The 11,840-nt window shown below is 57.9% G+C and carries 9 protein-coding genes and 1 other RNA gene; 3 read left to right on the top strand and 7 right to left on the bottom strand.

The window, feature by feature from the left end; genetic code table 11:
• Positions 1-1,734: 1-deoxy-D-xylulose-5-phosphate synthase (gene dxs / locus IOB61_RS14865; RefSeq protein WP_290818412.1), on the top strand; the 1,734-nt coding region annotated here is incomplete at its 5' end.
• Between the two features lie 16 nt (positions 1,735-1,750).
• On the opposite strand, the gene IOB61_RS14860 is transcribed toward dxs, so the two are convergent.
• The gene (locus IOB61_RS14860) at positions 1,751-2,881 is read right to left on the bottom strand and encodes a DUF5009 domain-containing protein (protein WP_290818409.1); all 1,131 of its coding nucleotides are present in this window, start codon (positions 2,879-2,881) and stop codon (positions 1,751-1,753) included.
• A gap of 287 nt (positions 2,882-3,168) precedes the next feature.
• Between IOB61_RS14860 and IOB61_RS14855 the strand changes: the two genes are divergently transcribed.
• Both IOB61_RS14855 and IOB61_RS14850 read left to right on the top strand, forming a co-directional pair.
• Entirely contained in the window at positions 3,169-4,359 is a 1,191-nt protein-coding gene (locus tag IOB61_RS14855; RefSeq protein ID WP_290818406.1) for an acyl-CoA dehydrogenase family protein, read from the top strand.
• A gap of 36 nt (positions 4,360-4,395) precedes the next feature.
• Positions 4,396-4,596: a hypothetical protein gene (locus IOB61_RS14850; protein ID WP_290818403.1), complete on the top strand. Its 201-nt coding sequence runs from the start codon at positions 4,396-4,398 to the stop codon at positions 4,594-4,596.
• A gap of 347 nt (positions 4,597-4,943) precedes the next feature.
• On the opposite strand, the gene IOB61_RS14845 is transcribed toward IOB61_RS14850, so the two are convergent.
• From IOB61_RS14845 to IOB61_RS14820, 6 genes are all read right to left on the bottom strand, one after another.
• Positions 4,944-7,676 (bottom strand): M14 family zinc carboxypeptidase, encoded by a 2,733-nt coding sequence (locus IOB61_RS14845; protein WP_290818400.1) that lies wholly within the window; start codon positions 7,674-7,676, stop codon positions 4,944-4,946.
• A gap of 650 nt (positions 7,677-8,326) precedes the next feature.
• Positions 8,327-8,745, bottom strand: an RNA gene (gene rnpB / locus IOB61_RS14840) — RNase P RNA component class A.
• Between the two features lie 21 nt (positions 8,746-8,766).
• Positions 8,767-9,606 carry an N-acetylmuramoyl-L-alanine amidase gene (locus IOB61_RS14835; RefSeq protein ID WP_290818397.1) on the bottom strand — a complete coding sequence of 280 codons (840 nt, stop codon included), beginning with the start codon at positions 9,604-9,606 and terminating at the stop codon, positions 8,767-8,769.
• A 63-nt stretch (positions 9,607-9,669) separates the two neighbouring features.
• A complete protein-coding gene (locus IOB61_RS14830) occupies positions 9,670-10,557 on the bottom strand; it encodes a DMT family transporter (RefSeq protein ID WP_290818394.1) in 888 nt (295 codons plus the stop codon).
• Positions 10,558-10,686: 129 nt separating this feature from the next.
• Entirely contained in the window at positions 10,687-10,926 is a 240-nt protein-coding gene (locus IOB61_RS14825; protein WP_290818391.1) for a hypothetical protein, read from the bottom strand.
• 51 nt (positions 10,927-10,977) lie between these two features.
• On the bottom strand, positions 10,978-11,745 hold the full coding sequence (locus tag IOB61_RS14820; protein ID WP_290818388.1) for a DnaJ family molecular chaperone: 768 nt from the start codon (positions 11,743-11,745) through the stop codon (positions 10,978-10,980).
• Between the last annotated feature and the right edge of the window lie 95 nt (positions 11,746-11,840).

The following is an 11,840-nucleotide window of genomic DNA, read 5'->3' as shown; positions in this document are numbered from 1 at the left end:
GTGTTCGAAACGCCGCACGACCGGCTGATCTGGGATGTGGGCCATCAGGCCTATCCGCATAAGATTTTGACCGGGCGGCGGGACCGCATCCGTACCTTGCGCCAAGGTGGGGGCTTGTCTGGTTTTACCAAGCGGACCGAGAGCGCCTATGACCCGTTTGGCACCGCCCATGCTGCAACCTCCATCTCTGCGGCCCTAGGCTTTTGTGCAAGCCGGGATTTGCAAGGGGGCGACAATAATGTCGTCGCCGTGATTGGCGATGGCTCGATCACGGCGGGCATGGCCTATGAGGCGATGAATAAGGCGGCTGAAACCAGCAAGCGTCTGATCGTTATCTTGAATGACAATGATATGTCGATTGCCCCACCCGTCGGCGGTATGAGCCATTATCTGGCCCGTCTTGTTTCTGGCACCGGCTATCGAACCTTACGCAAAGTTGGCAAGCAGGCCGCTTCGGTTTTTCCAAAGCCCTTGCAAGAAGCCGCCCGTAAAGCTGAAGAATTTGCCCGCGGCATGGCAACCGGGGGCACTTTCTTTGAAGAACTCGGCTTTTATTATGTCGGCCCCATTGATGGGCATGATTTAGAAGCCTTGGTCCATGTGCTGGAAAACGCCAAGAAGATCGAAGACCGTCCGGTTTTGGTCCATGTTGTGACGCAAAAGGGTAAGGGCTATCTGCCCGCCGAAGCTGCCGACGACAAATATCACGGTGTGGTCAAATTCAATGTCGTGACAGGCGAACAAGCCAAGGCCAAACCAAACGCGCCCAGCTATACACGTGTGTTTGCCGATGCTTTGGTGAAGCTGGCGGAAGCCGACAATAAGATTGTCGCCATTACTGCGGCCATGCCCTCGGGCACAGGCCTTGATGTGTTTGGCAAGGCGTTTCCTGCCCGCACCTATGATGTGGGTATAGCTGAGCAGCATGCGGTGACCTTTGCAGCAGGCCTTGCAGCCGATGGCATGAAGCCTTTTGCTGCCATCTATTCCACCTTCCTGCAGCGCGGCTATGACCAAGTTGTCCATGATGTGGCGATACAATCCTTGCCCGTACGATTTGCCATGGACCGGGCGGGGCTTGTGGGCGCGGATGGTCAGACCCATGCTGGCAGCTTTGACATTGGCTTTATGGGGGCTTTGCCCGGCATGGTCTTGATGGCGGCTGCCGATGAGGCAGAGCTTGCTCTCATGACGGCCACGGCCGCAGCCATTGATGACCGCCCCAGTGCGTTCCGCTATCCGCGCGGCGAGGGGGTTGGCGTCGAAATTCCCCAGATTTTGACTCCGTTAGAGATCGGCAAAGGCCGCATCGTCCGCGAAGGCGGTACCGTCGCCATCCTGTCCTTTGGCACCCGCTTGAGCGAAAGCCTGATGGCGGCAGAACAGCTGGCCGCCATGGGCCTGCCAACAACCGTTGCCGATGCCCGCTTTGCTAAGCCGCTTGACCATGATCTGATCCGGCAATTGGCGCGCCATCATGAAGTGCTGATCACGATTGAAGAAGGCGCTGTGGGTGGTTTTGGGGCCTTTGTGCTGCACTTCCTTGCAGGCGATGGCCTCCTAGATCGCGGGCTGAAGGTGCGCACCCTGACGCTGCCCGATATCTTCCAAGACCATGATAAGCCTGAATTGCAATATCGCCTCGCTGGGCTTGACGCCGAAGGGATCGTGCAAGCGGTGCTGCAAGCTTTAGGCCGTGACGCCAAAGTTAGCGATGGTGGGCTGCGGGCCTAAGGCCCCGCCACGACGCTTAGACTTTGATGAAGATATTCTTCCGGTAAAGCAGCCACATCAAAAACAGCCATAGGCCGATGAAGCAGATGGCAAACAGAAGTGAGGCATTCATCGGGCTCGCCAAAGGCGCAAACACGCCCTCATAAATCGTGACTTTGAGCGAGATAGGCTTGCCGTCTGGCGCAATACTTCCAGGCACCATGTTCAAGACCCGACCTAACATGCCAGAGCCGACAAATAGCGCCAGCGCGTTCACGCCAAAAATCACAAAGGGCTTGGTCCACCATGTGCTGCCCTTAATGTCGATCAACCAATAGCACACACCTAAAACACACATCGCCATGCCCGACATGAAGACCGCATAGGACGAGGTCCAAATCGGTTTATTGATCGGGAACAGCCCACCCCACATCCACCCAAGTGTCAGCAGCACAAAGCCCCACACCAGCATCTCTGCGACCTTGGCGTCATTGGATTTCGGCGACTGGATTAACTGCCCCGTCAAAACCCCAAACAAACAAGTCGCGATAGAGGGCAGGGTGGAGAGCAGGCCTTCTGGATCATAATGGGGAGAGCCTTTCCACATATGAGGCCCCAAAACCAAGCGATCAATCAGGCCGGAAAAATTGCCCTCAGGGCTCAAATCGCCGCGCCCGCCCCAAATCATCAAGCCCCAATAGCCCAGAAGCAGCGCAAAGGCCGCAATCAATAGCCCGCGCGGCCGCAGCCATAAGAATAAAACCGAGGCGAAGAAGAAACATAAGGCCAAGCGCTGCAACACGCCCATGATCCGCATGTCGCCAATCTGGATCCATTCCCCCTTCATCCAATTGTAAAAGGGGAAGAGGGCCAAAAACAGACCTAAGCCAAAGAGTGCCGCGGTGCGCCGCGCCAATTGTAGATAGAGGTCAAAGCCTGCTTGGCCTGCCGCGCGCCGCCGTTCCAGCGCAATCGGAATGGCTATCCCCATAATGAAGATGAAAAAGGGGAAGATGGTGTCGGTAAAGGTCCAGCCATGCCAAGCTGCATGTTCCAAGGGCGGATAGATTGCGCTCCAAGTTCCCGGATTATTGACCAGTACCATCGCACCAATGGTCGCACCGCGAAAAACATCCAGTGAAATGAGGCGATTGGCGGGCAAAGACATAGGCGAGAGGTCTCAAAAAATCAGGTTGAACGATACAGAGTATCCAAGGGTAGGCGGCCTAGGTCGCATAGAATGCTGGCTACAGAAAGGTGGCACAGCTGGCTTTGCCCTGTCGATGGGGTCACGTTTTCGCGATGCAGTCGCCTTTGGCTTGGTTTACAAGCTGACGTTTGCGTTAAGGTCATGCGGTTCATGGCGAATTGTGCTTGATCCCACCGCGCTTCGCACTATGATCTTCTTCAAGTGGCAGCATCCGGCGAGAAGGATGCGCTAAACGGGAGCGTCCAATGAATCTTGCTTTTACCGATGAAGATATTGCCTTTCGCAACGAAATTCGCACCTTCATCGAAGAAAACTACCCAGCGCGCTTGCGGGCCTTTGCTGACCGCGACGATATGGGCAAAGAAGACTTTTTAGAATGGCACCGCATTTTGGGCGCACGTGGCTGGTCTGCACCGGCTTGGCCTGTCCAATATGGCGGTCCAGGTTGGGGCCCAACCCAGCGCTATATTTTTGGCGAAGAATTGGCCCGCGCCCAAACCATCCCCATTCTGCCATTTGGCATCAACATGGTCGCACCTGTGATCTACACCTTCGGCACGCAAGAGCAAAAAGACCGCTTCTTGCCGCCTATCCTGAAGGGTGAGGAATGGTGGTGCCAAGGCTATTCAGAGCCGGGCTCTGGTTCTGACTTGGCAAGCCTCAAAACCAAGGCAGAGCGCGATGGCGATTATTACATCGTCAATGGCCAAAAGACGTGGACGACATTGGCCCAGCATGCCGATTGGGGCTTCTTCTTGGTGCGCACCAAGCATGATGGCAAGCCACAAGAGGGCATCTCCTTCTTGCTGATCGACATGAAAACCCCCGGCATCACGGTCCGCCCCATCATCACCATCGATGGCGGCCATGAAGTCAATGAAGTGTGGCTTGAAAATGTCCGCGTGCCTGTTGCCAATCTGGTCGGCCAGGAAAATATGGGCTGGACATGCGCGAAATTCCTATTGGCGCATGAGCGTTCGGGCATTGCCGGCGTCGCGCGCTCGAAAGTTGGCGTCAAGCGCTTGAAGGAATTGGCCCGTGCGGAGACGATGGATGGGGCAAGCCTGATCGAGGATCCAGAATTCTCACGCAAGATCGCTGAGCTTGAGATTGATCTGACCACGTTGGAAATCACTGAGCTGCGCACCTTGGCGCGCGAGCAAGCAGGCAAGGGCCCAGGCCCTGAATCCTCGATCCTGAAGATCAAGGGCACCGAAATCCAACAGCGCTTGACCGAACTCGCCATGGAAGCGGTTGGCAATTATGCCGCCCCTTATGTGCGCGGTTTCCGCGATGATGGCGATAATATGGGCGTCGGCCCCGATTATGCGCATTGGACCTCGCCGAACTATTTCAACATGCGCAAGACCTCCATCTATGGCGGGTCCAACGAAATCCAGCGCAATATCATCGCCAAGATGGTGTTGGGGCTCTAAGCTTTTCCGCACCTTTTCGAACAAAGGCCAGAGCAGATGCTCTGGCCTTTTTGTTGGGTGGGTTGCCCTGTAACACGTGTCTTGAGCACGGTCATCGCGGACGGCGCAGACGATCCGGGATCTCAAGTCGCAAAGTCCAACGTCATCCCCGCTCTCCGCTTCGCTCCGGCGGGGATGACGTTGTTCCAAGAACTTCTTCTGTTTAACGGCACCGGCATTGTTGGGCGCATTCTGTAAGCAATGCACCATCTTCGTTCGTTGCGGTCTTGTTCAAGCGTCTTCCACTTAGAAGGCCTTTGCCACAGGCTATGCCTACGCAAAGGCCGTGCTCGAGTGTGTACGCGCAAGATGAGGTGTCAATGGGCGCGCTTCGCGCGTCGACGAAGTCGATTTTACCCATTGACGCCTCAGCTTGCGCAAGAAGGATTGTCGGGCGGCTTCAATGCAAGCGGAGCGGCGCATTGAACCGTTCCAAGTGTTTTGGCTGACACCCCACTCAGAATGATTTCTGGAATTGCTTGACCAGGGTGCATTCCCGTCAGGAATGCACCCTACGGCGTGGAGCGTGTTCGCCCATGCCGCGATCAGTCAATGTCGTCCGAGAGGTCTGGGGCGCGGGGTGCTCGGATGTGGCGGTTCATGAAGATCGCGTTCAGCAAGAGACGCTCTGTGCCGGGGAAAGTGCCCCGGAAGGTGGGGTTGTCGGCAAACAGAACCAATGTGCCCGTGCCGCGCTGGGTCGCGGTGACGGCGGGTGCCCCGGCTACACGGGCGATGGATGTGCGCGACGCATAGCCCGCCAGAAGCGGTGCCTCGTGATAGCGGGCCACAACCGCATAGGCATCGTCTTGTGGCCATTCCAACACAGCAGTACCCACCTTCATGATCGCAAGGTCGCGGTCGGTATGACCAAACGCCAAAGGATGGCTTGGATCCAAGTCGGTCTTGAATAGGGCACCGGCGATGATGTGCTCGGTCTCGCCAGCTTCCATGCGATCAAAATCGCGGCGGTCACGTGGCGGCTGGGCGGGCCTTGCTTGCGACTGCTCAGAGGTTTTCGCTTCATTGCCATCGGGCGCAGGCGCTGGGGCACGCGCGGCTGCGGGCCGCGCCGAAGGGCTGGCGCTGCCAGCGGCTGTCTCGCCAGTCTCGGTTGCGAGGGACCGCTGCGCCCATTGGGCTGCGGCACCACTGGCGATGAGCACCCCGCCGCCCCGCGTCCAGCGCGCCAGTGCTTCGGTTTCAGCCCGGCTCCAGCCAGACGAGACCGCACCCAGCGCGAGAATATGGGTATAGCGTGACAGCTCTGTCCGGCTCAGATCGCTCGCACGCCGCAGCGTGACGGGTAGGCCCATCTCGTGGTCCAAGAGCCACCAAGCCTCTCCGGCCTCCATGCGGGGCGCGTCGCCCGCAAACAGCAACAGGATTTCAGGCCGTGTGATCGTGGTCCAAGACTTGTTGCCGCCAAAGTCTGTCGCGGTGCTCGGCGTACGGCCAGACACAATCGGTGAAATCTGCGCGCCGCCGTCTCGCGCCAGCCTGCTCATCAGCGCGTGAAGGGTGGTTGCATCCATCTGTTGCCCGGCAGTTGGCACAAACAGGGCGCCGCGCCCGAATGCCACGGGTCCAGAGGGGGTTGCTGCTTCGAACGGAGCCGAAGCTGCGCGTACCAACAGGCCCGCGCGCAGGAGTTCACCCGCCACGCGCGGCGCAGCGCGGTCACTCCACCGCACGACATAGCCATAGGGCCCTTCGGCGAGAACTGCAGTCGGTGCGGGTTCAAGATCAAACACGCCGCGCGCCCGCTCTCCCAACAGCCGGGGGCGGAAGGCACCAGGCTCTAAGGCAGCCCAATCAAGGTCATAGGCCACCGGCATGGTCCAGGCCGATACGTCATAAAAGACGTTTTCTTCGAAGGATTTCGGCGCCTCAAAGATGCCGCGAACCATGGCGGCCTGCCGCTGGTCGGTTGGCACCAGATAGGCGCGCCCGGCCTCGAACCGTTTGCCACCAACCTCGATGGTCTCAGACAGCGCATGGGCGGTCACGCCATGGGTGGATAGAAGGGCCAAGAAGCGCTGCATCCGCGCTGGATCGTCGGGGGCGGCAACCACGTAAGCCGCAGGCCCAGCTGCACGGGCATTGGCGCGCGCCTGCCGGAAGAAGGCGGTTTGTGACGCGGTTAGGTCGCGCCGGATCTCAACCGCGCCGGTGACGGCGGCCAGATTGGCGCGGAATTGAAGCCTGATGTTCTCGGCATAGGTGCGAAGGCCATTGCGGCCCTCAACGGCCCCGCCTGCTGCAGTGCCCGCTTCATAGAGAATACCAACGCCGCCATTGACCTGCGGATAGGTCGATCCCTTGCCGATATAGAAATTGTCGAACCCTTCTTCGGCATAATAAAGCACGCCATCGGGATCGAGCGCGCGGGAATGATAGCCCGCAATCCTCTCTGCCAGTTCGGTCTGCCGCCGGGTGATCAGGGCATTCACCCGCCGTGGCTCGCCGGGATGGAAGTAGAAGCTGCTGTTAGAGCCCATCTCGTGATGGTCCAGTGAAAGCTGCGGGACCCAGCGCTGCCAAGCCCCAACCCATGCGCGTGCTTCTGGTTGGCTCAACAAAAGCCAGTCGCGGTTAAGATCAAAACCATAATGGTTCACCCGCGCCTCGCCCCAGCCGCTATGCTGGAAATGGGCAGGATCGCTTACCCCGGCTTCGCCCGAAAAACGGTCAACCCGTGAGACCCGTAGTGCATGGCCGTCAGGATTGAGTACAACCACCACCAAGATCACGGCCCGGTCGAGCATCGTGTCGATCTCGCTGCCTGTGGCTGCTGCAAAATGATAGACCGTGGCCAGCGCCGCATCTTGGGCCGACGCCTCAGCCCCATGCACACCGAAATTGGCCCAGACGAACACGGGCGCGTCGGCAGGCGCTTCAGTTCCGGCCTCTAGCCGAGCCAAATGCTCGGTGCGCAAGCGTTCAAGGCGCGCATGATTGGCTGGGCTGGTGATCTTCAACAACAGGATCGGGCGACGCTCGTGCGAGCGGCCGATTTCCTCGACGCTGATCCGGTCTGACAGCCTGTCCAGCGTGCCCATATAGGCGAGAAGGTCATGGTGGCGGACTGGATGCTCACCAAGGGCAAAGCCAAGTGCGTCTGTCGGGGTAGGAATCGCAGGATTATAGGTGGTGCCGGGTGCCACATGCGGCGGGGCCACCTGCCGCGCGGCAACTTGTGGCGGCATCAGGGCAGCGCCGGTCGGTTGGGCAGCCGCTGGGTGCGCCAGAAGCGCAGTCAAGATCAAGGCCAGCACACAAGATATCCAGCCGCTTGCACGCCGCGACAGCCAATTGTTCCACATTGTCCGCTTCTCCAGCCTCTATCCGTTAGCGCGAATTATCGATCACACTCAATGAATTGACTGGCGTTCCTTGCATAAACTGTTGAGAGGGTGAAGGAAACGATCGCTTACCCAGTTCCAGTCCCCGACAGATTGCGCCCCGACCGCCACGGGCGAGTATGCCGATTTGCCCTTTTGTTTGCTAGCCTGCGCTGGCTGAAAAGTCAGTGGCGTAATTGGTTTGGTTTAGTGACGCGCTTCGCGCCGTAGGGTGCGTTCCGTCAGGAATGCACCGTGTTCATTCGCAGCCGTCTTTGGTTTGGTTGTTTTCGCTTAGGACAGCCTTTGCCGCAGGCTATGCCTACGCAAAGGCTTCGTTCCAGTGTGGGCGCGCAAGATGAGGTGTCAATGGGCGCGCTTCGCGCGTCGACGAAGTCGATTTTACCCATTGACGCCTCAGCTTGCGCCGAAACAATTGTCGGGCGGCTTCAAGGCAAGCGGAGTGCGGCTTGAAGGCGTTCGGAGTCAAGAAAACATTCAAGTACGCCTTGACCATGGTGCATTCCGTGCGGAATGCACCCTACGGCGCGAAGGACTTTTACCGCCCCTCCACACAAAAACAAAGTGTCAGACGGTCTATAAGCCGGGTTTTGTCCAAGGGGTTGCCCCCTCAGTGCGACCATTCATCTGGGACCTTGCTTACGCAAGGCCTCTTGCGACCTACCCGGACACGCCAACCCACAAACGAGCCGTGGCAAGCAAAGCCTGCCACATGGTGTCCCTATTCGGTCTTGCTCCTGGTGGGGCTTGCCATGCCTCCTTCCTTACGGTCGGAGCGGTGGGCTCTTACCCCACCGTTTCACCCTTACCTGTCGGGTCCAAGGACCTAACGGGCGGTCTATTCTCTGTGGCGCTATCCCTAAAGCCCTGCCCGAAAGCAGCGCCCCGGCGGGCCTTACCCGCCACCATGTTTGCGTGGAGCCCGGACTTTCCTCCCTTGCGCCTTTTCAAGCCTTGCAAGAGCGGCCGCCCGACCGTCTGACGCCTAACTCATGCGGCAAAGCTAGGCAGGGCGCAAGATGGCAGCCACACGCGCCACAAGAGAGACGGTCTCAACATCGATAAAGCCATCAACTTTGTTGGGCCGGAATCGGCGCTGAAACGCGCGCAGAACCGCCCGCGTCTCGGTATCCAAAATACCATTGACCGTCACGCCATAGCCAATGGTGCCAAGCCCGGTTTGTACCACCGCAATGCCCCGGTCCATCATGCCCTCAACATCAAACAAATTGCGCTGGTCGCCATCTTCCAAGGCAGGCTCTGGCCAGATCGAAAGGCCAGCATCGGCAAAGCGCTTCCAGGGGAATTTCTCGCCGGGATCGGATTTGCGCATCGGGGCAAGATCGGAATGGCCAATCACATGTTGGCGGTCCAGCCCATGGCGGCGGACAATATCGGCCACCAGCGCCATAACGCGCTCTATCTGCACCTCTGGGTATTCGGGCAAGCCATAATCATCGCCGCCATTGGCGATCTCGATCCCAATGGAGGCGGAGTTCATATCGGTCTCACCGTCCCAAAAGCCGCGCCCGGCATGCCAAGCGCGTTTTGATTCATCAACCAATTGAAAGATGCGACCATCCTCATAGACCAAATAATGGCTCGACACCCGGCTCATGGGGGAAGGGACCAGAGTTTTGGGGGCAGGCGTGCCGTCAGGCAAAAGCGGGTTGGTCGGGATGTCGTTAAGATAAGCGGTGCGCATCGGCGCGGGGTCAGACAAAACACGCAGGGCGGCATCAGCGCTTTGCATGCCGGTATAATGAAGCACCACAAAACGGATCGGCCGCTTACGCTCATCAAAATTGGGCGAGGGGGATTGGATGATTTCAAGCGGCATCATTTTTCGAGTCCGGCTTTGGCGTGGCTGGCGAGTAGAAATAGGATTACCAAACATCTGACAATCTCAGCCTGTTTTGGCCTGCGCAACCGCGTCACTGGGCAGGCTTTTGTTTTCACGAGCCGCTACTAAGAACACACCCGCCAGCGTGAGGCCACCCCCAATGATCAGCTTCAGCGTGATCGGCTCATTCAGGATAAAGATCCCTGTGGCGACGGCAATTACCGGCGTCATCAGGGTCAGGGGTGCGAGAAGCGTGATGTCGTATTTTTTGACCAGCTGATAATAGGCCGAATGGCCAAAGATGGAGACCACGACAATCGAAAACACAATCCCTGCCCAGACATGCCAGTCTGATTGGAGAAGCGATGGGATTTGATTGGTCTCCATCACAAAAGACAGGCCAAAGAGCGGAATGATGGAGAGAAGGCCAACCCAGGCTTGCAGGTTGAGGGCCGGGATCGGGTCCAAGCGCTTCATCAGGATGGAGCCCGTGGCGCCGACAAAGGCAGAGGCTGCGACATAAACCAAGCCAATCTCGAAACTGAACTTGCCGGGCTGATAGAGAATGGCGATGACGCCTGCAAAAGCCAAAGTCATGCCCAAGGTACGCCGCCAGCGTACTTTTTCATTTAAGAAGATGATGGAAAGAATGGTGACGATGGGCAAACCAAGCTGGCCCACAATGGCAACTGCACTGGCTGGGGCTGCCTGCAGACCCAAGAACAACAGGGCGAAGTGAACCCCGCCAATACACATCGCAATCGCAAAGACGAGGCCAAACTGTTTGGGGAAGGGGCGCAGAAAAGGCGACAACAAAAGCGCCAATCCCAAAAACCGAAGACCAGCAAGAAAGATGGGTGGGATATCAGCCACCAGCCATCGGGTTAGCGGCAGGTTTAGGCCCCACGCGACACAGCAGGCAAAAAGCAAGAGGAAATCGGCTGGACGCATATAGGTCTCGTTCCATAGTCAGCGATTTGAGGTCAATGGTTTGCTGCATCGGCGTGTGTGAAAACAGCCGCCGACGACGTCTCTGCGCGCCCGGCGGACACGCATGCCTTTAAATGGTAAAAAAGTGGCTTAGCGGCCCGAAGGGTCCACGCTCCAGCCGCGGCCGGTGCGGCGGGCTTCTAGCGTGACCACGGCACGTGTTTCTGGTTGGCGGAAGTTCGCCAGCACCGCGCCAGCAAAGCCAATCACTAGGCCAGCAATTGCCATAGCCATAACGCCGAAGAACAGCGCTGAAACGATCAACAAGCCTGATACCAAAGCGACGGTGCTTTGAAACATGGCCCGGGCGGTGTGAGAGAATGAACGCATGGCTGAGAGATTGGCACTGAAACGCTTAACGTCAAGTGTTTGTGCCCAGTTTTATGATCCCGCTGGTGCGTTTTGATAGACATTGGTCGGATTCATGCGCGACCCGCCAGATTCTGGGCTGTTTGAAGCCCGCATTTTTTGCTTTCGACTGGCTTTGATCTGCTCATAGGCCGCATTGATCGCCGCAGTCTTTTCATGAGCGGCCTTGATAAACTCAATCGGGGCCCCGCGTGCAATGAATTTGTCGGGATGATTCTCGGCCACACAGCGGGTCCAAGCTTTGCGAATATCGTCATCACTGGCCTGAATGGAAACCGACAAGATGGTGTAGGGATCGGGTGCGCGATCGGGGAAATAGGGGGCAGAGATACGGGCAAACTCTGTCTCGGTGAACCCAAAAAGCTCGGCCACACGCGTCAAATAGCTCAGTTCGCCTTCGGTAATAGCTCCATCTGCCGAAGCGACCGCGAATAAGACGTCCAAGACATCTTCCAGCAGGCACGGTTTGGCCACATAGCGTTTGCCGATCCGCTTCGCATAGCCCTCAAACCCATGCACCGTTTCTTGCGCCAAAGCGAACAGCTTGTCGAACATGGGCCGCTCATCGGGGGCAATGGGGAAAGCAGCACGAAAGGCTGCGGCCTCGTCTAAGGTCGACTTGCCATCGGCTCGCGCCATTTTTGCAGCCAAAGCCACAACCGCCGCGGCAAACTCCATGTCACCGGGATCTGGCGCACACGGGTCTGCCGGTTCCGCATCATGTTGGGCGTGGTGGAAGGCAGTGCCGGCGAGATCAAGGAGTCGTTTCCAAAGTGACATCGGACATCCTTAGCACGGCCTTAGCCAATCGCACGAGCCCTAGACTAAAATTTTTCCTCGCCGATTAACCATATGGGACTAGAAATCGCGCTTTT

Source organism: Aquidulcibacter sp., from assembly GCF_020253525.1.
GTDB lineage: Bacteria > Pseudomonadota > Alphaproteobacteria > Caulobacterales > Aquidulcibacteraceae > Aquidulcibacter.
This window is presented reverse-complemented; position numbering and strand designations above follow the sequence as displayed.

Coding starts and splice junctions, on each gene's coding strand:
- IOB61_RS14855 (WP_290818406.1), top strand. CDS start 3,169: ATGAATCTTGCTTTTACCGATGAAGATATTGCCTTTCGCAACGAAATT.
- IOB61_RS14830 (WP_290818394.1), bottom strand. CDS start 10,557: ATGCGTCCAGCCGATTTCCTCTTGCTTTTTGCCTGCTGTGTCGCGTGG.
- IOB61_RS14820 (WP_290818388.1), bottom strand. CDS start 11,745: ATGTCACTTTGGAAACGACTCCTTGATCTCGCCGGCACTGCCTTCCAC.
- IOB61_RS14850 (WP_290818403.1), top strand. CDS start 4,396: ATGCTCTGGCCTTTTTGTTGGGTGGGTTGCCCTGTAACACGTGTCTTG.
- IOB61_RS14860 (WP_290818409.1), bottom strand. CDS start 2,881: ATGTCTTTGCCCGCCAATCGCCTCATTTCACTGGATGTTTTTCGCGGT.
- IOB61_RS14825 (WP_290818391.1), bottom strand. CDS start 10,926: ATGCGTTCATTCTCTCACACCGCCCGGGCCATGTTTCAAAGCACCGTC.
- IOB61_RS14835 (WP_290818397.1), bottom strand. CDS start 9,606: ATGATGCCGCTTGAAATCATCCAATCCCCCTCGCCCAATTTTGATGAG.